The 23,966-nt window shown below is 55.1% G+C and carries 21 protein-coding genes; 4 read left to right on the top strand and 17 right to left on the bottom strand.

Annotation, left to right across the window (positions count from 1 at the left end; genetic code table 11):
• The first annotated feature begins 456 nt into the window (after window positions 1-456).
• The gene (locus tag AC3WRR_RS18340) at window positions 457-975 is read left to right on the top strand and encodes a DUF1697 domain-containing protein (protein WP_081050322.1); all 519 of its coding nucleotides are present in this window, start codon (window positions 457-459) and stop codon (window positions 973-975) included.
• 96 nt (window positions 976-1,071) lie between these two features.
• On the opposite strand, the gene AC3WRR_RS18335 is transcribed toward AC3WRR_RS18340, so the two are convergent.
• Entirely contained in the window at window positions 1,072-1,479 is a 408-nt protein-coding gene (locus AC3WRR_RS18335) for a PPC domain-containing DNA-binding protein (protein WP_011616453.1), read from the bottom strand.
• 366 nt (window positions 1,480-1,845) lie between these two features.
• On the opposite strand from AC3WRR_RS18335, the gene AC3WRR_RS18330 reads away from it, so the two are divergent.
• Entirely contained in the window at window positions 1,846-2,340 is a 495-nt protein-coding gene (locus AC3WRR_RS18330; protein ID WP_041687915.1) for a hypothetical protein, read from the top strand.
• 505 nt (window positions 2,341-2,845) lie between these two features.
• Here AC3WRR_RS18330 and AC3WRR_RS18325 read toward each other — a convergent pair.
• The 6 genes from AC3WRR_RS18325 to AC3WRR_RS18300 form a co-directional block, all read right to left on the bottom strand.
• The gene (locus AC3WRR_RS18325; RefSeq protein ID WP_492297753.1) at window positions 2,846-5,131 is read right to left on the bottom strand and encodes a TnsB C-terminal domain-containing protein; all 2,286 of its coding nucleotides are present in this window, start codon (window positions 5,129-5,131) and stop codon (window positions 2,846-2,848) included.
• 25 nt (window positions 5,132-5,156) lie between these two features.
• Window positions 5,157-5,912 (bottom strand): hypothetical protein, encoded by a 756-nt coding sequence (locus AC3WRR_RS18320; RefSeq protein WP_492297751.1) that lies wholly within the window; start codon window positions 5,910-5,912, stop codon window positions 5,157-5,159.
• Complete coding sequence (locus tag AC3WRR_RS18315) at window positions 5,896-7,377, bottom strand: TniQ family protein (protein WP_492297749.1); 1,482 nt, start codon at window positions 7,375-7,377, stop codon at window positions 5,896-5,898. Before AC3WRR_RS18315 ends, AC3WRR_RS18320 begins: the two co-directional genes overlap by 17 nt.
• Window positions 7,378-7,404: 27 nt before the next feature.
• The gene (locus AC3WRR_RS18310) at window positions 7,405-8,442 is read right to left on the bottom strand and encodes a TnsD family Tn7-like transposition protein (protein ID WP_492297747.1); all 1,038 of its coding nucleotides are present in this window, start codon (window positions 8,440-8,442) and stop codon (window positions 7,405-7,407) included.
• A gap of 536 nt (window positions 8,443-8,978) precedes the next feature.
• A complete protein-coding gene (locus tag AC3WRR_RS18305; protein ID WP_492297746.1) occupies window positions 8,979-10,238 on the bottom strand; it encodes a hypothetical protein in 1,260 nt (419 codons plus the stop codon).
• A gap of 383 nt (window positions 10,239-10,621) precedes the next feature.
• Window positions 10,622-11,173, bottom strand: coding sequence for an HAD domain-containing protein (locus AC3WRR_RS18300; protein WP_492297744.1), 552 nt, complete (start codon window positions 11,171-11,173; stop codon window positions 10,622-10,624).
• 163 nt (window positions 11,174-11,336) lie between these two features.
• Here AC3WRR_RS18300 and AC3WRR_RS18295 point away from each other — a divergent pair, with 163 nt between their 5' ends.
• Complete coding sequence (locus tag AC3WRR_RS18295; protein WP_492297742.1) at window positions 11,337-11,891, top strand: DUF6471 domain-containing protein; 555 nt, start codon at window positions 11,337-11,339, stop codon at window positions 11,889-11,891.
• Window positions 11,892-12,609: 718 nt separating this feature from the next.
• Here the strand turns inward: AC3WRR_RS18295 and AC3WRR_RS18290 are convergent.
• The 4 genes from AC3WRR_RS18290 to AC3WRR_RS18275 form a co-directional block, all read right to left on the bottom strand.
• Window positions 12,610-12,921, bottom strand: coding sequence for an H-NS histone family protein (locus tag AC3WRR_RS18290; protein ID WP_492297740.1), 312 nt, complete (start codon window positions 12,919-12,921; stop codon window positions 12,610-12,612).
• Between the two features lie 1,073 nt (window positions 12,922-13,994).
• The gene (locus tag AC3WRR_RS18285; protein WP_492297738.1) at window positions 13,995-14,591 is read right to left on the bottom strand and encodes a RidA family protein; all 597 of its coding nucleotides are present in this window, start codon (window positions 14,589-14,591) and stop codon (window positions 13,995-13,997) included.
• A gap of 3 nt (window positions 14,592-14,594) precedes the next feature.
• On the bottom strand, window positions 14,595-15,005 hold the full coding sequence (locus tag AC3WRR_RS18280) for a c-type cytochrome (RefSeq protein ID WP_492297736.1): 411 nt from the start codon (window positions 15,003-15,005) through the stop codon (window positions 14,595-14,597).
• Window positions 15,006-15,025: 20 nt separating this feature from the next.
• Complete coding sequence (locus AC3WRR_RS18275) at window positions 15,026-16,618, bottom strand: flavin monoamine oxidase family protein (RefSeq protein ID WP_492297735.1); 1,593 nt, start codon at window positions 16,616-16,618, stop codon at window positions 15,026-15,028.
• A 616-nt stretch (window positions 16,619-17,234) separates the two neighbouring features.
• On the opposite strand from AC3WRR_RS18275, the gene AC3WRR_RS18270 reads away from it, so the two are divergent.
• Window positions 17,235-17,723, top strand: a complete 489-nt coding sequence (locus AC3WRR_RS18270; protein WP_492297733.1) for an Lrp/AsnC family transcriptional regulator — start codon at window positions 17,235-17,237, stop codon at window positions 17,721-17,723.
• A 297-nt stretch (window positions 17,724-18,020) separates the two neighbouring features.
• Here the strand turns inward: AC3WRR_RS18270 and adk are convergent, their stop codons facing one another.
• The 6 genes from adk to AC3WRR_RS18240 all read right to left on the bottom strand — a co-directional run bounded on the left by adk (window position 18,021) and on the right by AC3WRR_RS18240 (window position 23,962).
• Window positions 18,021-18,686: an adenylate kinase gene (gene adk, locus AC3WRR_RS18265; protein ID WP_492297731.1), complete on the bottom strand. Its 666-nt coding sequence runs from the start codon at window positions 18,684-18,686 to the stop codon at window positions 18,021-18,023.
• Window positions 18,687-18,742: 56 nt separating this feature from the next.
• On the bottom strand, window positions 18,743-19,312 hold the full coding sequence (locus tag AC3WRR_RS18260) for a c-type cytochrome (RefSeq protein WP_492297730.1): 570 nt from the start codon (window positions 19,310-19,312) through the stop codon (window positions 18,743-18,745).
• Entirely contained in the window at window positions 19,296-20,699 is a 1,404-nt protein-coding gene (soxC, locus tag AC3WRR_RS18255) for a sulfite dehydrogenase (protein ID WP_492297728.1), read from the bottom strand. Before soxC ends, AC3WRR_RS18260 begins: the two co-directional genes overlap by 17 nt.
• A gap of 321 nt (window positions 20,700-21,020) precedes the next feature.
• Window positions 21,021-21,740 carry a TetR/AcrR family transcriptional regulator gene (locus tag AC3WRR_RS18250; RefSeq protein WP_492297726.1) on the bottom strand — a complete coding sequence of 240 codons (720 nt, stop codon included), beginning with the start codon at window positions 21,738-21,740 and terminating at the stop codon, window positions 21,021-21,023.
• Between the two features lie 201 nt (window positions 21,741-21,941).
• Window positions 21,942-23,135, bottom strand: coding sequence for an MFS transporter (locus AC3WRR_RS18245; protein WP_492297724.1), 1,194 nt, complete (start codon window positions 23,133-23,135; stop codon window positions 21,942-21,944).
• Window positions 23,132-23,962, bottom strand: a complete 831-nt coding sequence (locus tag AC3WRR_RS18240) for an enoyl-CoA hydratase/isomerase family protein (protein ID WP_492297722.1) — start codon at window positions 23,960-23,962, stop codon at window positions 23,132-23,134. The genes AC3WRR_RS18245 and AC3WRR_RS18240 overlap by 4 nt, the downstream gene beginning before the upstream one ends.
• Window positions 23,963-23,966 lie beyond the last annotated feature (4 nt).

The following is a 23,966-nucleotide window of genomic DNA, read 5'->3' as shown; positions in this document are numbered from 1 at the left end:
ACTATTGCCAACTTGAGCAGCAGGCCATGTCGGCCTGACTCAAGCCAAGGGGCCTCCACGAAAACCGGGGCGGTTCACACCGAATCGGAACGGGGCGTCACTCCGCTCCGCTGTGTCGTCGACTTTGCGCTGCGCTGCCGGCCTGCGCAGCTCAATGGAGAAAAGCCATGAAGATTTTCGTTGCAGGCGCAACTCGCGCCATCGGACTGCCGCTCGTGCGGGTACTTCGCGCACTGAACCATGAAGTACCCGGCTCGAGAGTCCGTAACTGCGCGCTAGCAGGTCGTTTCGCCATCTCCTGTGAGATTGTTAATTCTCCCCTTTTCATAGGGCGGCCATGCGCTCACACGTGGGTGGGCTGAACCGCTGGCTGGCACTCGTCTATCATTGACCAGCCTGTTTACCGTTGACCGCGAGCGAGCTGTGTGGCGGTTTGCCAGCAATCACGAGATAGCCATGTCCCGATACGTTGCCTTTCTTCGCGGCGTCAGCCCGATGAACGCCCGGATGCCCGAACTCAAGCGCTGCTTCGAGGCGGCGGGCTTCTCCGAAGTGAAAACCCTGCTCTCCAGCGGCAACATCGTGTTCAACGCGCGATCGTCGTCACTGGCCAGCCTGGAGCAACGCGCCGAGAAGGCGATGCAGTCTGAACTGGGCCACAGCTTCGACACCTTCGTCCGGCCGTCCCGCTATCTCCAGGACCTCATCGACTCGGACCCTTTCGCCGAGCTCAGCCTTGCACCTTCGGCCAAGCGGGTTGTCACCTTTCTCCGCAACCCGGTGCCACCAGACGTGGAGCTGCCCATCGAGCGCGACGGCGCAAGCATCGTCAAGGCCAATGCCACGGAGGTCTTCAGCGCCTACGTGCCCGATCCGAAGAAAGGCCCGGTGTTCATGCGCCTGCTCGAACGCTCGTTCGGGAAGGGCATCACCACTCGCACGCTCGATACCGTCGTCAAGTGTGCCAAGGCATAGGCTTCATGCGTAAGGCGGTCGCCCGAACACTCGCACCGAGTGGCTGAAACGGGCCGAACGACCTCATTCATCCACGCTGCCCGGGTTGCTTCGAATCTAATCCAGCGGCGGCTCGTTCCGTACCACCAGTTCCATGAACCCTGAACTCTGGTCGTATTCACGGGCGAAACGATGTTCGGGAAGCAGCGCCAGCAATATCTCGGCAGTCGTACGGACCGTGCAACCGCGCGCCACATGACCACCGAGCACCCGACCTCGCGAGTCCGCAACCGACATGTGCAGGTGCGCTCCATCCGGTGACAGGGATCCGGCGAGCGTCAGGATCTCCAGATCGCCACGCAGTTCGGTAGCGTCTTCCGCCCCGGCAAATCGCAATTGGGCAACGCTGAGGCTCCCGATTCCCTGGATGACGAAAGCCGCATGCAACTTGAGCCGACTCAGCACGTCTTCGAGTGCGGCACGCAGATCGTCGCCGGGAGAGAGGCGTAAGGGATGTGCTTGCATCGCGCGGTTCCAGGGTGGGGCTATGTGACAGGTTAAGGCGAATTGAGACCGATCGCAATTGAGCACCAGCTTTCGGTCGTTGGCGTCCTGCTCTGCGCGGGACGCTGGTTTCGACAGCCTCCGGCGTCCGGCCGAGGCTGGTCGCGTAACACGTTACGTTACACGTAACACCCCGCCGCGGCTGCCAGTCGTCCGCAAAGGCCGGCAGGTCCGCGTCAACCTCCCGGAAACCCGCAGCGGGCCTGGCTCCCGCGCCTGTGCGCAATGGCCCGAGGCGGCCTTGCCAGAGTTGGCATTGCCCTTGCTGGTACTGGTGCAGGGCGCTGGCCACGAAGCCAACGCCGGCACAAACCGGAGGAAACAAGGATGAGCTGGACGAACCGTGGAGCGGCCGCCTGGGAACAAGTCCTGGGGCGCAACCGCGAGGCACATGCCGTGGTGATCGACGACATGCCGGTGTACCGGCACGGAGTCATGCGCCTGCTCGGAGAAATGCCGGGCATTGGCCGGGTCGAACTCGTGGAAACGGACGCCCTGGCGGCACGCAATGCGCGCCTGCCGGCTCCGGCATTGCTTGTGTTCGGCATGCCGCCGGATCTTGCCGACGGCTGGCACCTGCTGCGCCTGGCCAGCCTGGCGCTGAAGCCAAGGCGCCTGCTGCTGGTCTCGGACAATATGTGGCTGCGTCTGCCACCAGGCCTCGACAGCCGCTTTGCCCGCTCCCTGTCCAGGTCCGCTTCGCTCGCGACGGTAGAACGGGACGTGCGCGCGCTGCTGGACCTTCCGCCTTCTGCGGAAGCCCCGCTCGGGCAAGACGCCGGGTCCGTAGCCTTCCAGCGCCCGTTTCACGTGCTCGCGTAAGCCGTTCACGCTGGCACCGGAGCGGGCAAGGCGCTTGGCAAGAGCCGGCGATCTTGCGCTTCGGAAAAATAGAAAGGTCCCCCGGGTTACGTGGGGCCAGGCGGAAGTGCAGGCCGAGGACGGTGCCATCTCCTGATGGCTCCTGCGTGTCCGCCTTCGTGCACGTCGCTAAATGGAGCTGCTACCCGCGGATGCAAAACTTCTTTCGGGGTTTTGCGGGACTTTGTTCCGGCTAGACAAGAACACATGTAGCTCTGCATTAGATACCCCGTGAAGCTGCACATGATTCATCCTCACAGACCGGAAATCCTTGATGGGGTCCCCCTCCAGGCAAACTCGCCCCCAGGACACCCCCCAAGCGTGCCGCGCGCACACCCCTTCTCTAGCGAGCAAAAAAAGCATTCGTTTCGATTCTTTGTTAAAAGCAAGCCTCTAGTGCTGCGAAGTCAATCAGTGCGCAGGTTGCAGCCTGAAATAGGTGCCTCCGCACCCCCTCCAAGACGCATTATTGGCCGGCCTCATCCCGCGACGTCTTAGTCGGAAGCTTATCCATCCAGCCTCCTGGCGCTTCATCCTCTTCATCGACGCCATTTGTCTCCACTAGCGGCGCCGACATCGGAGCCCTGTTCTGATTGATATCGCGCTTGAGGCCAGCCTTCTCCGCCATTTCTTTTAACGCTTCCGCCTCCACTCCCTGTCGCGCTGCCCTCACATCGCTCCTAGTGGCAGCAGGAGCCGTCCTGTACGCGCTCCCTAAAGATTCACGGCTTGCCTTAACTTCCCTCCTCACCCGCTTACCAACAACTTCTCCCTTCGTTTCGTCCTCTTTATTCCGAGTCACACTTGCATCGAACTTATTTCTAAACGAAATGAGCACATAAGGCTCTTTCCTTCCAAATTTTTCAATCGTTTGGCCGGTTGGCTTGAGTTCAATGAACTCTTCCTTTGACTTTTCCCATAAAATCACTCCGCCTTCTGGTGGCACAACGTACGTAATCTTCAGACCTCTGTTTGCAGGCCACGCTTCCGCAATTCTAACCTTTCGTTCGAAATTTTCGAGCATTTCCGACCAGTACTCCCCCCCTTCTGCCTTGACGAGACCGTTATTTGATGTTCCAGATTTCCGCTTGAGAAACCGAGACGTATTTGAACGCTGGTCCCTAGGACGAGCAGAGTCGCCATGGCGTATCGACTGCTGCCACTCAAAAATACTTGCCGGAGATGCAGAACGAAAGTCAGGACCTATCATATCGCGAGGCACCTTGGCTCTTCGAACTGAAAGCCTATTTGACGCACTCACTTGTTCGATGATAATTCTCTCAAACGCGTCAAGTGTGATTCTAATCCTCTGCCGTGGCCGCCTCCGTCTACGTCCACCGGTTCTGTCTTCTAAGCTGACGATACCCCTGCCCAAGTTCTTCGATTCTTTCTTTATCTTCTTAAATATACGCTTGACGACACTGAAATTACCCTCCCCGTCGCCTTTTCCTTTCGGCGTACCGGGAAGAGGGAAAGCGACTTCGAGGCCGGCATCTGTTAGCACCTTCATTAATTCCGACTGTTTCAGTGGCCCGTGGTCGCCGCAGATTGCATCAAATTCGCCACTAACAATACCAGAACGGTCTCCGTCAAACCCGACCCTGTTCATTTTCGCGACTTTGTCGTCGGATGCATACATGAGAAGGAAGCGATACAGATTAGAATTTTCCCTCCCTAAAGAGACTTGCCAGCTGGGTATAGCTCCACTTCCGCGCGCCACGAGGTAAAGAACCACCGGGCTCGGAATTACGACGGTTTTATCTTTGTTAGTGTATACAATTTCGAAGTCTTCAAAATAAGAGGCATCCACATCTCCTACCTGAACGCCGAGTGCTATATCGGTAGATTTCCCGCCCCGCTCCCCGACAGGTTTCATTTTTAACGGTTTTTCAATATCTTTCCCAATAGATTTCGCAAATCTAATTAAATATCTATAACACATTTCATACGGCGGAATTTTTTTCTTTGCAATGGGGGCAGAAATTTCCTCGCCGTTAATGATGGTCTTCTGGAAACACAATTCCTCAACCATTCTTTCATACACCCGCGGAAATGGAGTTTTAATTCTATCTTCATAGAAACGCTCGACGGCCATCCGCAACAATCTGAGCCAATAATGACCTATCCTGGGCGTCGACACTTCCTCCAGCCGTCCATTTCTTCTGAGTTCATACGTCTTTGGCCCGGTCTTTTTCCCCTTCCTACCAATTCTGGAAGAACCTAGCTTGGGCCCTCGAGTAGTAGGTGCGAGCGCATACTTGTCTCCCCCAAGGGCCACCCATCGTATAAACACGGTTTTATACCAATCTTTTTTTCTATTTCCTCTTGCTTCCATTCGCTCAGACATACGGCTTAGCAGCGATGGGTCTGCATATATATCTTCTTTATGACGCGGGCCAGCCTCGTCACCCGTAGCGAGCATTTCTTTCATTTCCTGCTCACGGAATTCCATCTCTCGCTTGACACCCGGCAACCGCTCTATCTCGCTCTTGTCCACGAAGTTCTCGCGAAGGCAATCCTTTACAAGTTGAAGCGCTCCACTTTCCCGCGCCTCAATGACTTCGCTTTGTGTCCAACGCTCAACAATAAATTCGTCTCGAGGAATGGATTTCCCATCGCCCAAAGGAAAGAATTCATACTTAGCCGAGCTAAGGTCGAATCGTAGAAATCGCAAATATTCCAATTTCTGTCTATGCGAATACCCATACACGAGGTCATTGGCAGCGAAAACAACCTCCCTAATTGCTTCCATCGCTACCTCCTTTCTCGGCTTTGCGCTATCTCAACAGATGCAAAGCCTTCAGCGGACTGAGCTCGTATCGGTTGTCGAGCTCCAGGTAACCTCGGCCGACGGCTACCGCGAAGAGCTTGTATGCGTAGTCAAGGTCACAATTCTGTCGGTTGGCACAGATTGACATTTTGCGGTTCATGACTCCCTTTGCAGTGCTACGGAGCAGGCGCCCTGCGAACTCCAACGCCTCCTCGGCATAGCAGAGGTGCCAGTTGTTTCCTCCAGCATCGTCTGAACGCCGACACCATGTTTTCAAACGTCTAAAGTTCGTGCCCGTGAATTCCGCTTCCTGGCCAAGGGTTCGGTACTCCCAAGAGTACCCTCTAGACTCCAGGAACTGGCGCTCCTCGCTTCGCCACTTGTCACGGGCCCTCTCGTCTCCACCGCGGCGCGAGCCTAAATTCAGCCCGTGAAGATGAACGAGACCGCTGTCGAGTCTCATCACAGTCACCACTCTATCGATATAACCCCCAGGTATCGGATATAGGCGACGAACTTCAACAGCGAACGGACAAAACATAAGCTTGTAGTCCATTACTGTTTCAAGCCGTGAGCGGGACACTGTTGCAGTCGACGAACCAAGGGGCTTATGAAACCTCGTATAGCTCCCGAGAGACGCAAAATCCGCTACGTCAGGCTTGTATTCCGGCGCATGAGGAATACCGAACGCATCCCTCTGCGGCAATCTTACCTCTGGATTTGGGATGCAATGAGCCCTCAATTCTTCAAGCGTCATCTTCACGGCAGCGCCTCCTATATTTGCAAAGTAGCTTTTTTCGTGCACTACGACTCAGCTTGTATGCCTCTCGCACTTCTGGCATCCAGACCTTGATTCGCCTTCGACTCAAACTATCTCTGCCCGTGCTCTCACACAGTCGCTTCAGCAATAACGCGGCCAAAGGCAGACGGCCTCTCCGCGAGCGAAATATGGAGGCGCATGGGTACCCTCTTAAGAGCCTGCTCATAGTCACCGGAGGAAGACCGTTGACAGAGATAGCTTCTCGATATTTCCCCTTAATGGATTCAACTAGCCTGATATCCATCTCATGGTCTGTAAATCTCTTCTTTTTATTTTTAATCGTCTTGCTTGCAGAGGGAGGCCGAGCTTTCTTCGGAAGGACTTTGTCAAGCCATGACGAGGCATAGGCAATGACCAACTTCAATTTGCGAGTCGATACACGGTGACCTATATATTTTCTCGTAATGTTCGGATATTTACTAATTGCCCGCAAAATTTGCATCTTTCCTTGCTCTACCATCTCTCTCTCCCGTTCTGTACGTATCTCTTCCCTTGTGCACGCAAGATATTCCTTGAGCCCGTCGACACCCCTAAACAGCAAGAGGTCGGCAAACAAATTGACGAGGTAGTTGCTTGGGACTCGTTTCCCACATATGGCTGCTTCCAAGCGGCATCCTCGACCCACACTGAATCCCAAGACTGCTGCCACTGGACTCAGGCCCGCCCATTCAATTTCATTTTTTAGCTTTTCAGAATTAATCTTTCCATTCAACGAAATCAATCCCAATTCCTTCGTTCGCCTTGACCTAGCATCCAACATTGCCGCTGTCGTAACTCCGTCCAACATATTATTAAGCAACCTTAATGCATCTTCGGATAAAGCCAGCATGGCGGCTTCTGGAAGCTCATCTAGTCTTGGCCCGATTTTTACCAATTGTGCTCCGCACCTACAGGATGGCTTCAGCAATCTCACGGCATTTGAATTATTGAAGCCGTTGAAGCATCCACAATATTCGACTAGTCGAATTGAGTGAATTGGGCAATGGATGAGCCCCGGCAGAAGATGAACTGTTCGCCAAATTCCGACCCCTTCGCCGCATTGAATATCGCTTCGAAGGCATTCGAGACAAAACTTCAGGCGGCCCGCCCTCGATGGGCCGTTCGTTGAGATTCCTGTCATCTGAGCGACTCCCGGAACTCCTTCAGTCAGATAATGGCGCCTCAGTAATATCCTGCAATCCTCAGATAAGTAGGGTGAAAATACGTTATATGGCAAATGCTTCGCCAAAATCGTTTTGAAAGGAATAACAGTAGATAGCCATGGAAAGTTTACTGTTAGTGAACTGGGAAATAGAGTTGATAGTTTTCCCCCGTTCTCGTACGTTAGATTCGACCTCTCCGTCGGGACGCTAGTACGCTGCAAATACCCGAATACGGATTCACCGGGAGCAAACGCGGGGCGGGTCATAAAGTGTCTCCATTCGGTTCGATGACCTCAATAACCCATTTTCCGCTTCCTTTCGGCATACTCGCTACGGCTCTCGAGAGCCGCCAGAAATTCCGCCGATACCCGCTTCCAGCGCAGCGCTTCATTGAAGGCGTATTCGGTTATACCGATGGCTCTTCTAATTCTTGCTCCCGTGCAACGAACGGGAGGCGTCGCGCGCCGTATGGCCACACCGACGTCGTGCACCCGCCGGGCAACGACATAGTCCTGCCCATACGGCCTAGCATGGTGCTTGGGGGTTGAGGAGTAGCGTGGGGTTGGCTTGCGATTTGCATGCATCCAATCCCTATCATTCTGAAAGAGCCACCTATAAGTCCGGGGCGAGCGTTTGCGCAGTGCCGTCATCCCCATCTCCGGATAGTGCGCCGCTAGCTCCGTCCAGTGGCGGCGGTAGCGCTCTTGAAGTGCGGCCAGGCGCCTAGCCTTGATTTCGTTCCATAAGTCGTGATGGCGGATGTAGTAATAGATTGCGTCAACAGGCGTGCCCAGTATTCTGGCGACAACTTTCGGGGTTAGATTCCGTCCCAAAAGCTCGTAGATTCGGCTTCCTCCTCGCGTTCGCTCGCGTCGGGCAGACGGTGACTCACCGCAGCCAGGTGCTTTCGCCACCGCTGCAGCACTTAACCTTTCGCGCCTACAAGGCTTGACAACTTGGCTTCGTTCTTCAATTCTCTCGCGGGCCGGACCGTGGAAAGCAGCATATGAGTCGCGGGAGGTCTCCTGCAGAAACAGCGCCAACAGTATTTGCAGAACGGGATGTTGGGATGAATTGGGAGATAGGCATGTGTACAGAGTCTTCCTGGCGCGGTGTTCTTGCCCGGCGAGAGTTTTGAGGCGCCGGTCGACTGGAGCTGACAGGAAGTACTTCGTATAGTCGACGTCGAGCTGGTGCGCATGAATTCCTTCCGCATCCATGTATGAAGCTTCTCTCAGCATGCGCACGATGTTGTCTCGAAAAGCGTTGCCATCCAGCCTCGCGTCTTCTGCTGGAGTAAGTAGAGATGCGGATAGGAAAGCAAAGGCCATGGCATTAGCCCGATGGCCGGCACACCGACTGAGCAGGTCGGCTCTCGTTTGGCTGTTTCCTGGTCGTAGCGGCAGTCCGTGTAGGGAACAGACCTCCACAAGAGGGAGAACGTGGGCAAGTAACGTTGCATCGCGGCCAAACAAGGACTCGACCAACGCCGCGCATTCGGGACAGTGCATATCCTGCGCGCGCTGAAGAAATACTGGCGAACCGAGCCGTGGCACCGAATAGCGCACACTCCCTCCGTTCACCAGTCTCCGCTCGAGACGACCAATGAGGCACTGACTGCAACTTGCCGAGAGGTAGTTGATGTCGGTTCGCATCCGCACTAGCTCGGTAGGATTGCCATATCGGTCGTTGGTGCACTTGCAGAATTGAGCAATCGGTATGGTCACGCTATGTAACAGAGGACCACCTATCACCGACTGCGACAGACGCCCAAACAGACTGGGCTCGGCGACAAGCACATGGCGCCCTAAACTGAATAGCGTCTCGCCTGGTACCGCTACAGTTCCGAATGAATCCATATCTACCCCTATTTCTCGAGCCGTGGCTTTCCGGTTTTCGCACTAATTTTCACATCCCAAGGTAGATATTGAGAATAATTTTTCAAGTCGGATTCATTGGTACTCTTATGTTTTCTAACGAAATCGACAGCACAAATCAAATCGTATTGCGCGGCAATGTAAGCACTAATGTACTCCGCCAATTTTCCCATGTTCTCCAATCTTGCACATGCCTCGCCTATTGCGTAGCTCATCGCGCCATGGATAATATCTCGTTGATACGCTCCACTTTCTGGAAGTAGCGTAATGGCGTTTCTATCAAGCAGCTCCGCAATATCAGCACCTAACTCACCAACGTATCCCTCCGCTAGCTTACAGCCGTCCGAATTTGAGTATCTATGAACTCGCGAAATATTTCCAAGCAAGCCCTGGACAAGACTTGGTAGAGCCGCGGCAGTTTTCGAAACAATGGGAGGGCCGAGCAGAAAGACAGGAACTCCGGTTGTCTCTGTGGTTTCCTTTAGAAACAACAGAAATCGACGTCCAACATCAACATTGAAATTTTCACCCTCCGGCACGTACACCAGAAGGGCACCCACGTTATAAACTTGCAATAGGAACTGAATATAGATTTCTGGATGCCTTTTGGCAAAGGCAGTCCGCGGATTAGGCATCAGATGATGCGAATGGATTTTTTCGTCCAACGCATAGTACAAGCGGTCAGCAAATGCCTTAATATTCGCTCGGGACGAATACATAACCACCAAAAGTGATATCTGAGAAAGCAATGGCATTCCAGGAATCGGTTCTCGCGTAATTCCTTTTCCAAGTAGTTCATCCAACCGACGCACGAAGGATGCACCATCCATTCCTGCGGAGTAATCAACTAAGTGAAGACATGGGGGCGCATTCGCTGGCCTCGGCAGAACTTCAAGTTTCTGATTCGTGAACGCTGCAACCTGCGAGTTAATTGCCCTCACCCAATTCCGACCTACGGCGAGACAGCGATAGAAATACGAAAGAAGGCGAAAGATTTTCACTGTTAATTCAACCTCTGCCGTGCACGGGTAAAAAAATAGTTCGATTCGCTTGCAAGTGCGCTCGTATTCGGTAGTGCAAGCCTCACGAACATGCGCGGCAGTCTGCTGGCTATCTCGAACCAGTAGCTTTCTTACTCCAGACAACGTATCTGGAAGAGCCAACCCTTCCAGAAAGTAGTTGCTCGGTAAGGTGTGGTCGAGCAGCTCAATTAATGCAGACTTATTTGTCACCGGCGTCGCGGTATCCATCACTCCCTCCTTTTCGATACTGACAGAAAAAGACGCTCTCTCCATGCCAGCGACGGGCATGGAATCACATGAGCTCTAGCACGAGAAGACACATGGGAAATTTAGTAAGTCAAGAAAGCAATTTCAATATGTTTTCGCATCCATTTTTATCTTGACAATTAGAATATTTCAGAATGGTTGCGCGCACAACTTAACGTAACTTAACGTTATGCATAACGTTATCTTAAAAGGGGCAAAAATTTACTCCTCACCCCCTATGAATACGAATACCTCTCATTCATAACACCTCAGTTTCACTAATGACATTTGATTAATACAAATAATTTTTCGCACCATAAAAATAGCGACGATAATGGTTATTTACTCAAACAGCAGCAATTGTTTTATCGACCTATGGCCCAATTGATAATGTGGGATTCTCTGGTTGGAGAGCCAACTTCCGCTTCGAAGCACGCACAATGAAGGAGTTCATAGAGTGCGACTTGCACATGCACGGGCGCGATTCCGGCGGCGTCTTCCACTATCAGACTAGCGTCGGATAGCTCCGGTAATACCTGCCTCCAATCGCAGTCCAGTAGAACCGGGTGAGCAGGATTTCGGCGCCTCAGGTCGGAGCGCAGCCAATCCCGGCGCGGCCGAACAAAAGACTGTCGAAAGGGCGCTTGCCTGTTTCCGTGCAGGGTCGCTCCAACAATTCGGCAGCGCAAAGGGAGGGGGAAGAGTTGTAATGTTTTGCGGTAGCCGAGAAAGAATATCCACCAGGAATGCAGGATGACAGGGCACGGAGGAAATGCCGCTAAGAGGGCCTCGAGCACTTCCGCATTTTCGAAAAGCTTGTGGCCGGGCACGCTTAGGCGCGGTGGGCAGCGTCCTTCGAAAGTTAGGGGTTTAGGATGGAGCACCCCATCCGGGTTTAGATAGACAGTCGCCACCATTTTAGGCCTCGCTGAAAATGGGGCATGCCGACCGCCGTCTCGCTCCCGCAGGGAATCTCAGGCTAAAATGAGGCGCGATGCCCGTTCAGGGAGGGGACCGACTCTGCCGGATGTGGCTTGCTATAGTTCTGCTTTTTAGAGTCGACCGGGTCTTCGCTTTCAGATGAGCGAAGCGAATGATGCAGCTCGCACCAGGAACTCAACCGTGAGCCACGTTGAAACGCCATGGACGCGCCTGGCCTCGCGCACAGCTCGGGGGCTGCTATCGCGCAAAGGCGTCACCTACGAAGAGCTGCTCACGTGCCTGCAATCCCTTGGCGTTGACGAGAGTCTCAAAGGTGTCGTTGGCAAAGTTCAGCGAGGTGGGTTCAGATGTAGTTTCTTCCTGCAGCTCCTCTGCGCCCTCGAGGCAGACCTCCCACCTCACCTTCAGCGCATCGTTGACCACCGGGAGAGCTGGGAAGACGCATGCACGCAAATCGCCGCGCATACCCTTGCCGTGCACTCGTTGACGGTTAATCAACTAGAGAGGCGGTTCTCGAAGCACGGTATCGCCCTCTCGCGTGAGCATATCGAACAGCAATTCTCAACTGGTGCCTTCCCTTTTACCCTCCTATTGCAGCTATCCCTCATAGCACCGATAGCCGGCCTGGACAGGTTCGTTGACGCCTCTGACATAGCAAAAGCAGCAAGAGAAGCAGCCTTGCCGATGAAATAGGCTTCCCAACACAGGTGGGAAGCCTGCAACTCGGTAGTGGTACTCCCCAATCCTCGGTATGGCAAATGTCATACCTACAGCCTAGACCAATCTTCGGTAAACGCAAGGCTGGAACTCACGATTCATTTGATTCGCTCAGCTGTGCGTACTCCGGCTCGAAAACTGCTCGGCAAGGTTGAGTCCCACTGGCAGAAGCACATTCGTCACCGGAACCCCACTGCTTTTCTCCGCTATGGCGAATGACTGGGATGCCTAGCTATGCTCGATGCAATTCGTTCCGACGACCCGCGGCGCATTGCCGAATTTGAAGGCTTGACTGACATGTTTCTGCCCAACCTGGCCGGGAAGTTGGCGCCCACACATCGTCAGCAACCGAACCCGGGGTGGGGCGTACCCGTTTCTGCGCTTGGGACGGTCGACTGGCAGTGGTTTCCCAAGCGTTGGGCGGCGCCCCCGAGGCAGCCGTACGGCTCGTGCAACAGACCGTCCACTCCGTGAAATCAGCCAACTTGGAGCAGTTGCCTTGATGCATCATGAGCCACGGTCTCCCTTTGTAGCTGTTAATGTGGCCGGGATATGTGAGTTGCGCTTGCTATGGCCGAGCGAGCATAATTTTGGCGTAAATCGCTTCTAAGGACATGGCGCTGCTCCCAAAAAGAAAACCCCCTGCTTGGCAGGGGTTGGAATCCGTTCGGTCTCAGCGTGCCGAGGCCAAGGCTCAAGCCTCTTCCGCAATCAAAAATTTGTTGGGATTCTTGCCAAGCCAAGCTGGCTTGCGACCTCGACCTGACCAAGTCTTGCCGGTCTTTGGGTCAAGATACTTCGGGGGCAGTTCCGACTTGGGCTTGCTTGCACCGCCGCCCGCGGGACGCCCACGTCGGCGCTTAGTGATGTCGTCGACGGTCAGGCCGTATTCAGACATCAGATTTTGAATCTGTTCGATAACCCCAGCGACTTCATTAGCACGTACTTCTTCAAGGTGAGCCTCGAGTGCCGCCTTCTGAGCCATGAGCTCTTTGTAAGTTGCCATTGCTTTCCTTTCTCAGTGTAGGGCTGCGATTACTGTGCCAGTGTAAGCCCATTCTGCTCTGCGGCGCAAAATAACTTTCACATTGTCCACATATGAGTGAGGCCGAGGCTTGTATGGAGTCGCCGAATCCCCATCCAAAGAACCTGAGGCGAATGTGCGAAAACGACCGATTGAGCACTGAAATCATGGCCGGGCCGAAAGCTTCGGGAACAGCAACTCCTTGTACATCCCTCCTCGCGACACTCCACGCGGCGTCTGCCACAAAAAAAAGCCCGCGTCACCGGGGTGAAACGCGGGGGTAGCAATGGTGATACGGGGCAAGCGTATAGCGAAGTAGGCCACGTTTCGTCGGAAACAAGGGAAATTCACACCCGCATTTTCTCATCGTGCAGACATCTGGGGTCGTGTATAGAAAGGCCGGAATATGCAATGTCGCATGGCGTACGATGGGACGGTCCATTGTTTGCACCTCCTTACTGGACGCTGTCTAGGGCGTAAAGCGCCGACATTCCCGTCACAGCGCCATCCTACAGGGGCACGACTCGAACGACGGCTTCTGAATGCGCTCGAAGCCGAGAGGTATTCCCGCGCCCGTAGCAACGACAAGACATGATTCTGAGACTGTGGAGTAACGGGCGAGAGCGAGGTGTGAACCACAAGTGCCGTCCCGGCCGATAACCTCTCACGCGCGTACTTGAGCAGCTACCACAATCCACTGACTCTGAGCGATATCGTCAAGAAGATGAGTATCCCGCGGCCGGACTATTTCATGTCCACGGCCCAGTTGAGAAGAAGCCGAAGGCCATCCAGCGAAGATGGTTGCCTAAAAGGTCAAGGACGGGCAGGACTGGATACACTCGACCGGAAAATGGAGTTACCGGACACGCTGGACCGCCCCGCCCGAACCATTATCTGGGCCGCCGCGGCTTGCAGTTTACAAGAAATGCCTCGGACGTCGTCGAGAGTGGGACGTCGTCTTAAGCGATACAAGCGACTGGCTACGGCTCCGGAATGACAGAGCCGGCCCGCAACGGCAGCCGGTTCGCCCTCCGACGGTGCTAAGTTCTCAACCGTTACTTGCGACGCACCGCAATCACCTCAATTTCGACCCGCCACGCAGGGTTCGCCAGCGCAGTAACCTGAAAAACAGAGCGAGTAGGCAGCTTTGGCTGTTCCTTCGTGCCGAAGTACTGCGTATACCCATCCATAAAACCGGAAAAGTCCATCTTTCCCCCTTTTTGTGGGTCTCCCACTAGGAAGACTTGCATTTTGACGACGTCGCCAAAACCGAGTCCGAGCCCCGCAAGCGTCTTACCAATTGACTGGAGAACACCCACGGTCTGAGCCTTAGTATTTCCCCCATAAGCCAGGGGATTGTCAGTGGCAAGCGTAGAGTCTTGAACAGGGGGCACCTGCCCGGACAGATATACGGTTGAGAATGACGTGGGAATTTCTACAACCGCCGAAATCGGAAAGGTCGAGTTCGGGATGGGGTGACGCACAACCTCATCGGCCGCAATGGCGTGACTACATGCGATAGCACCCGAGAAAGCCAGTACGAGTGACTTCAGGAAACAGGACATGTTTAAGTGCTCCGAATGGAAGCGAAAGCGCGCTTCGTGTAAACGGCGGTTGATGCCATGGCAGTCCGCCTGCATCAACCACGACATGCGTTACTGACGTAGCTTTGTAGCCTGCTCGGCCGAAATCGCATCTGGGAATTTGTTGCCGAAGTGCGAGCGCACATAAGTAACCACCGCGGCGACTTGTTTGTCATCCAGCATAGTACCGAACGCCGGCATACCTTTCTGTCCGTGAAGCACTACGTACAGGGGATACTCGGGGCTCGCCAAGCGCGGATTTGACGCGAGAGCCGGATATGTTCCGGCACCGGTCGCGCCTTGAGCTTGCGGCATATGACAACCCTGGCAAATAGCGCGGAAAATTCCTTCACCACTGGTTTGCTGGAACTTCTGACCCGCAGAAAATACAGGCTCAGAGTGAGCTTGACCCGTACCTGCTAGCGTGAATGCCAACATGGCAATGGGGCCAGCGAAGGTGCGCACAGCAGAGGAAACCTTCATTGATAATCTCCCTTGTACGGTTACATCGACGCGCGGGCGTGGAGCCGCTCAATTGCGTCCAAGCTCGAAAGGAGCGCGCCCTCCATCCAGGCGGGAACGTACGAAGCATGCTCGCCGGCCAGCGCAATTCGTCCGTCAATCTGGCAGAGGTTTTTGTAATGTTTTTGCCGAGTGTCTTCGGTCCACATCCCATAGCATCCCAAGGTTGTTGGCACGCGATGCCATCCGACGGCAATGCCGTTCTGGAACTCCTTGGCATACTGCGGGTGCAACTGATTGCCTTGCTCCACCGCCCGGCTAACTCGCTCCTTCGGGGACATGGCGGTAAACTCAAAGGCGTTAGGGCCAAACGTGTACGCCCCTAGCAGCACCGAAGGACCTTTTGCGCCATATCGCGTGTTTGGATAGGCGATACGGTTGATGGGCAGGTCGGTATAGCTGATACCGCCATAAATCGATTCGTCTTCTTCCCAAAAGCGTCGCTTAAACTGCAGGCCAATCTTAAGCGCTGCGTCATAAGGAACGCCGTTGATTGCCTGTTGCATCGAATCGCTGACTTGCACGTCAAGTTGGCTCAGGACCGACAGCGGAATGGTGCACAGGCACCAATCAGCCTTGGCTTGGCGAATGCTTCCGCCACGCGCACCATCCTTATAGGTGACAGTGACCCCCTTATCGTTTTGTTCAATCTTGGTGACCTGCGCCTGGTATTGGATAAGGCTGCCGACCTCTCGCGAGAAGGCCTTAGCAATCATGTCCATGCCACCTACCGGCTGAAAGATGGTGCTATGGAACTCATATTCTTGTCCGGTAACGATGTGACGCCAGAGGCCGGAATCGAGAAGGTCGCGCGAGCTAAGGGGCTCGGACGGTTTTGCAAGGGGCATCAGCCCACCACCCGCGTCGATTTCATATCCACGCCTGTCACTAGTCAGCGATGATGTGCGGTACCGGAACTGCGTATCGAGCGCGCCCCAATGGCGTAACCCCTCCATCAACTTTTCGCGGTCTTCCTTGGAAACTGCGGTGTCCAGATTGCCATGTGCAGCGGCCTTTGATAGCAACTCCGCAACGTAGCCCTGGAAATCTCCCTGGACGTGACGATATTTTTGCGGCTTGCCACCATATGCCTTGGACGAATGCAGTAGCGCGTTGTAGTTGACCTGAATGAACGGTTCCAAGGCGACTCCTAGCTTCTTGCAGTAGTCGAGCACGGCGTGGTGGTGGTACGGAATGCGCCACGGACCGGGGTTCAGGTATTCGCCTTTCGCGAACTCGCAATGTTGAACCTCTCCGCCCAACTCATGGAAGCTGTCACCGCCTCGTATGGTCCAGCAGCGGCCCCCAGCGCGTCCGCTGTACTCCAGCACCTGCACCTTGTAGCCCGCGCGGCGGAGTTCAAGCGCAGCCACCATGCCAGCCAGTCCAGCCCCCAAAATCAGAATGGACGTTCCTCGCTTGGCGCCCCGCAGCTGCGGAGCACCCTTGTAGGTCGACTCAGCCGCCAAACCTAGGGAGGTCATGGCATGGTACATCGCTGCGCCGCCAGCCGCTTTTCCGACCATGCTGAGCAGGTCACGTCGGCTAAAAGACTTATCGTTCAATAAGCTCATATTCTTCTTGTGCTGTTGAGTGCGAGACCAAAAAGCTGTCCCAATGCGGGATAGGGCTTTCCGTTCACGCGACCTTGGATAGGTTTGCCTTGCTGGAGTTGGAGAACCGCTCTCTCTGGCCGAAAAGGCAGCTCTCCTGAGTGCTGGACATGCCGTGTCTCCATATGCTTCGGCGGCACTGCGCAGCGAAGAGTCAAACTAGGTTTGCGTAACTGCTCCTCTGTCATGAAATAAGAAGAAACGTCCGGCAACTCGGTCCTTGCCCCCGAGCCCAGAACAAAGTTGCCGGACAGAAATCAAGAGTTTCTTTGCTCGCCCGCGCAGCAGACACCCCACGGATAGCCATGGCTTCCTCGATGACGCTTTCCTTAGACAGCGCAGGAAACATATGCGACGAACCGAAACGTAAATCGATGGGACGAGCGCAGCTTGATTGTCGATAGGCCTGTGGCCGTGACTAGCATGTTGATTGACCATCGGGGTCGGATATCTGCGTCTTTTCGATGACGCAAGTCTATGCATTTGGCTGCGGAAATTGCTGTCCAAATCTTGACCATTACACGACCAGAGAGCATGATTTCCCTATCAAACCAAAACGAAATAGAAGGATTTGCCCATGAGTGCCGAAGTCACTTTGGACCGCACGGATTGTGCGCTATTGGGGCTACTACAAGGGAATGCTAGGCTGACAGTCGCGGAGCTAGCTGAGCGAGTCGCACTGACGTCATCGCCGTGCTGGCGCCGCATTCGGCGCCTAGAGGAACTAGGGTTGGTGCAGGCATATCGGGCCGTCCTTTCCTCCGAAAAGCTAGGGTATGGTGTGACGGCGTTTGTGAATGTGATGATGGGCGACCATACGAAAGACGTCGGCCGGCAGTTCGAGAAGTGCGTTGCAGGAATCCCAGAAATCATTGCGTGCCACAACGTCTCAGGCCGGTATGATTTCCTGCTGGAGGTAGTCGCCGTGGACCTGAAATCTTTCGGCGAATTCTGCCGTAATGAACTTCAGGCACTCCCAGGGGTAAAGGAGCTGTACTCCAGCTTCTCTCTCAAAGCGGTCAAAGATGACCGTGTCCTACCTATCGGTGGCGCTGGCAATCGCTAATCACCCCACGTGATGGGGGCGGACAAGTGAGCGATTGGGAGGTGCCTGCTCAAGGACTGACCGAGCCTGAAAGTACGCTACGTCAGAAGAGGCGCGACGGGCAATCTGATGCCTTCTGCGTGGACCTACTGGCTTGTGCCACTCCGCCAATCGAGGGCACAAAGACATAAGCGCCGGACAGCCATTCTGGCCGTCCGGCGCGTTGAGGAGTCACCAGCTACTCCTTCACTTCAACGTCGGCATCAAAACCCCTGCACACCCTCCGATGCCTTCCAGTCTCTTCGGAAGAGGGGTGGGCTATTTCAGTGCTTCGAAAACTCGCGAGGTAATGTCGCTGACACTCCCTTGTCCAGACACTTTCCGATACACGGGCGGCGACAACGAGTCCAACGTCCTGCGAGATGAGGCCCACTCCCAATAGTAATCAACGAGCGGACGCGTCTGCCGGTCATAAACGTCTAGGCGCTTTTTGACCGTTTCTTCCTTGTCATCATCTCGCAGGATGAGCAACTCCCCCGTCTCGTCATCGGTATTTGCAACTTTCGGAGGGTTGTACTTGATGTGGTAGGTGCGGCCGGAAGCCGCATGAACGCGGCGCCCGCTCATGCGTTCGACGATAGCGTCAAAAGGCACATCAAGTTCCAGGACATAGTCGATTGGCACACCCGCGACCTTCATTGCCGCGGCCTGCGGGATGGTCCGCGGGAAACCATCGAACAGGTAGCCATTCTTGCAATCATCCTGCCGCAGACGGTCCTTGACTAGGCCAATAATGATGTCGTCTGATACCAGCCCTCCCTCATCCATCACCTTCTTCGCCTGCATTCCCAAGGCTGTTCCCGCCTTGACAGCTGCACGCAGCATGTCGCCGGTAGAGATTTGGGGGATGCCAAACTTCTCACAGATGAATTTTGCTTGGGTGCCCTTCCCCGCGCCCGGCGCGCCCAACAGGATTAAACGCATTCTCGCCCCCTCTGAGTTTCAATGCTAGTCTTACGAAAATCGCCGCCACTTACCTGTCACCGGCGTTGATTCCTCGGGTCTGGAATGAACCCGTCGCGGTTGGGCATCTTTATGTTGGCCAAATTCTTCTCGGTTAGCGTAGCGGAAGAATCCAATATTTTCCCTTCAGACAGGATGTAGGCGGAAAGCGCGTAGACCTCATTGTTCGTCAAGCTTCCGGGAGCGTTGAAGGGCATTGCCCGCTTGATGTAGTCAAACAGCGTAGTCGCATACGGCCAATAGCTTTCCACTGTCTTGACGGGCGCCTTCTTCGGGTCGTTGTTGACAAGCGAGCCGCGGCCACCAACGAGGCGGTCGGCGAGTCCACCTTCGAGATTGACCCCATGGCAAGCCGCGCACTTTTGCTGAAAGATTTGCTTGCCCTCTTGTGCAGTTCCAGTGCCCCGCGGCAATCCTTTCCCATCCGGCGTGGGCGACACAAAGTGCTCCAGGTCCTTCGCGCTTGCAGCAGCTCCGAAGCCAAACGGCTTCCCATTCTCAGCGCCCAAAGCAATGCCCGAAGCGAGCGTGAGGCAAAGGGATGCCAGCCAGCCAACCGTCCGCAGAGACTTAACCGTGATGGACATTTGAGACCCTCCCGTCGGATGCGACCTTCCAACTCTGAATAGAATTCAGGTGATACACAGATGCGGTGGGGCCGTTCGTACCGCGGACCTTCACGAGTTCTCCGAGAGTCGGCTGCACGTATCCGGTGTCATCAATACACCGGCTTTGCAGGACACACTCCTTGCCATCCCAGTGCCACGGGAACCTGAACCGGGTATGGCAGATTGGAAGAATGGGCCCTTGTAAGGCTGCCTCTGCCCACGTCTTCCCGCCATTAGTGCTGACTTCAACCTTACGGATACTTCCGCGGCCAGACCAAGCAAGGCCTGTAATCTCATGGAATCCTCGCTCGCGAAGCAACATCTCCCCAGACGGATAGGTGATGACCGACTTGGCGTCCATATCTAAGGAGAATTGAACTGCCTTTCCGCTTGGTAGCAGGTCCGTGTACTTGGACGTTTCCTCCCGCGTCATGAACGGCTGGTCGGACACTTCCAGGCGCCGCAACCACTTGATGTGCATGTTGCCTTCATAGCCAGGAACGATGAGTCGTAACGGGTAGCCCTGCTCAGGGCGGATGGCTTCACCATTTTGACCATACGCTAGAAAGCAATCTTTCATTGCCTTCTCGAGCGGAATGCTGCGTGTCATCACTGCGGCATCGCCACCCTCTGCCAATAGCCACTTGGCGCCAGGCTTTACACCCACCTCATTAAGAATCGTGGCCAGCGGCACCCCCGTCCACTCCGATGTCGAGGTGAGTCCATGCGTGCCCTGTACAGTCTTCATCGTTGGCTTAATCCACTCGGTCAGACCGTTACCCGAGCATTCGATGAACAGCACGCGCGACACCGACGGAAAGCGCTTCACATCATGCATCCCGAACTTCTTCGGCTGCTTCACCATTCCATGCACGTACAGGACGTGCTTCGACGGGTCGATAGTGGCAATGCCGCCATGATGCCGCTCGAAATGAAGCCCTGATGGCGTAATAATCCCCATCCCATTCTGGAGCGGCGTCATCGTCCACGACGACTGATTCGTGGCAGTCTTGAACCGGGTCCGACTTTCGGTCTCGAACTGCGAACGGGTACCATACCCGCTGTCAGCCCACGTTTCCTCGCCTTGAACCTTTGTGGCGTCATTCGGGACATCGCGCTCCTTAGCTCCCGGGGGGGCGGCACCACGCGCACTTGTAGCAATACCAGCTCCCAATGCGGCCACTCCGCTCGCCAGGAAGGACCGACGACTAAGCGCGTGTGGCTGCTCGGAACCTAGGTAATATGGTGACGCCGGATTGCTACGTTCGGCAGCCAGGAAGAGTTCCTCGCGCTCCTGCCTTTGCTCCGTGGAAGGACCTGCCCAAGATGGGTCCGTCCGACGCGAATGGGTATTGGTCAACGCCATCAGTTGTCTCCATATTTGTTGAAGTGCTTTTCTGATGCTTGATAGCAGCGCCCTGCCTATTAAATGGCAGTTCAAGTCGACCTGCCTTCCAATAGACAGAACAAAACTAGGCCCGGAGAACCAAAAACGCTGCCGTCCAGGGTTTCCTACTGCTCTTCTCTACTCCCATTCGGCATTTGCGGGGGCCGAATGCACTCCGCTGCCGCTTGCGAGACCGGCAGCTATTGCGCAACCATCCATCCTTGCGGACAGCCTAGGTGGTGGCCCGCACAGCGCTATGAACTAGAAACCAACGGTTTGTTCGTCTACCGCCCACTTGGCTCACATTGCACGCGACGCGCTCGCGCGTTTGCGAGAAGTTTGCTTTCCCGTCTCGACATTGGCGGCGTTCGAGGATGGCTGCCCTGTATGCGGCTTGAGAGCTCGAAGCTGTCCGATGAACGCGTGGCTCACGGCATCCAGGGGCTCGCGAGACTTCTCAAGCTTTGCTCCAAGGACGGCACCCTCCCACGCATACCAGAATAGCCTGCCGAGGGCTTCGACATCAGCATCGACGGATAGCTGACCAGCGTGCTGTGCCTCTTCCAGGCATAGCCGAATTCGGCACTGCCATCCTCGTACTGTTGTTAGCAAAGCTTTGCGGAATGCCTCATCAAGCGCTGCGAGCTCCTGGCCAAGGTTTCCCACGAGGCAACCGCGTCGAAATTCGAAGCGCTCCATGCCTGCGGTCGCTTCGTCCATGAAAGCCTTGATACGGTCTATCGGCTCAATCGAACCGTCGGACAGATTACGGTCCAGCTTCTTGTTGAAATACTCTGCGTAACGCTCGATAACGAGGAGCGTGTAAGCGTCCTTGCTACCAAAGTAATAAGCAAACGAGCCCTTTGGCACACCCGCGGCGGCGACTAGCTCATCAATCGGGGTGTTGTGAAAGCCTTTCTCGGTGAAGACCGCCACACCAATACGCAGCAAGTCCTCACGCTTATTCGCATCGCGCTTTCCGCGCGCCGGCTTTTCCGGTCCTTTAGGTTTCTCAGTCAAAGGATTCCCCTATCTGGCAATACTGCGCACAAGACGCAGTAGTCGCAATGTAACGATTTCATAATAGTGAAACTTGGCTGACTGGTCAACTAGTACTACCTACACGACTTCAAATGAGTGCTGCATAAAGCACGTACGCGAGAGACTTGGATTGCACGCGCGCCCCTACGTTGGGCGAGACCTGCAGTTGCCTCCCCCGGACTATCCGGGTTGTTTCGATATCTGGGGTGAAAGTAACCCGCGAAAGAACATCAACCCTACGACAGGTCCCGGCAGAAGTAGCCAGGCTACGTTGGCGCCCAGATGTTCGATATTTCCGGTCACCAAATTGATGGGCAGCACGGTTATGAGGAAACCAATGCTGTTCTGAATAGCGAAGGCGCTTCCTACCAGCTGCGGCGGGCACGCTCGCCCCGAGATGGCAGAGAATTGAGCCGAGTCAGCGATGACAGAGACACCCCAGACGAGAAGGACAAGAACGCACAGTGACGGACTGAAGAATGCCGCAACGACTGGGTATATCAGGCACATGCTTCCAGAAATGCCTAGCGCCACAGTAGCAACTCGGGCGCTTCCTATGCTCTGACTCATTCGCCCAGCCGCGATACACCCTAGCGCGCCGGAGGCAATGATGCAGAAGGACACAAGCGCGGACATCTCGCGCGAGGCCGCCGTGAGTACACCCGCTACAAGGAATGGCACGGCAGTCCAGAACGCGTAGAGCTCCCACATGTGACCAAAGTAGCCGATTGCGGAAGACCGAAAAGTCGGGTCACGAAATACGGATAGTGCTTGACCCCAACATGCCTTACGACCAGCCTGCCCCCGGACTAGATATGGCCCCTCTCCAAGGGCTGCAATGACTGCACCGCCGAATACAGCCAAAACGGAAGATGTGAGGACAACCGCTTGCCAAGACCAGCCGCCACCCATTGCCCGGACGGCGTGTGGCAGTGCCGTTCCCATGGTAAGCATCGCGACCAGGAGTCCAAGGGTATGGCCAGCATTCTCCTTAGACCAAGAGATGACCATCTTCATGCCAAGCGGGTAAATGCCGGCGAGACATACGCCAACGGCACACCGGGCCAACAGTGCTTGGTGGAACGACAAGGGTGCTAGCGCAAACAATGCGTTGAATCCAGCGCCAAGGAGGGAAGAAATGCAGAAAATTCGGCTAGCAGGGAAGCGGTCAGCAAGCCCAGAGGTGGACAGAAGAAGCGTCCCTACGATAAAGCCAACTTGCACTGCGCTCGTCAGCTGACCTAGTTGTGAGGTCGACAGCGACCAGGCTCGCACCAAGTCCTCCGCCGCACTGTTTGGACTGAACCAGAGGGACGTCCCCAAGAGCTGAGCAAGGACAATGACCGCGATAGGGTATTCGGAGAGACGTCTCATTCTTCTTCGAAGCGCTGAGCGCGCCACTCCAAAGCAGCCTTCAATCCGCCGCTACGGGCAATATCCATGAACTTAGCTTTATCGGGCGAGCCGTGCGACTCAATGGTGTGGTCGATATCCAGAGCTGTTGCGAGAGCAGCTTCCAATCCCTGGATGTCATAGGTCCGTTGGATAGCCTTCTTCGTCTGCTGAACTAGGTCAGGGTCCATCCGCGCGATGTTTCGCGCGATTCGCAGAGCACAGTTCAGATGCTCACCAGGAGGAGTGACCTCACTGACTAAGCCCATTTCCATCGCCAGCTTTGCGCTGACCCGGTCCTGACCGCTGAGGATGATTCTCTTGGCATGCTTTGGAGACGTCATCCATGGCAGCAGCATCGTGACGATGCCAGCGCCGAACCGCAACTCAGGCTCGCCAAAAAACGAGTCTTCCGCGGCGATGGTCATGTCGCAAGCTAGCGCCATCTCAAAGGCACCGGCCACGCACGGACCATGCACTGCCGCGATGGTGGGTTTTGTACTACGCCAGAACTTCATCGTCGCGGTGAAATCCAGGTCCAAGATTTCTCTCCAGACCTGAGGCCCCTTCGGCTGTCGCTCCATTTGGTCCTTCAAGTCAAAGCCGGAGGAGAAGCCGTTGCCTGCTCCACTAAGGACAATCACTCGCACGCGCTGGTCACTCTCAAACTGCGTCATCGCGTCGCAGATTTCAAGCAGCATGCTTTTGGACAATGCGTTGAGCCGTTGTGGTCGATTGAGCACCAAGTGAGCGACACCGCCATCGCTTACTTCAACCTGGATTGATTCGAACTGACCGATAGAGTTCATGATG

It is taken from the genome of Cupriavidus sp. FW305-3-2-15-C-LB2 (assembly GCF_058787575.1).
This window is presented reverse-complemented; position numbering and strand designations above follow the sequence as displayed.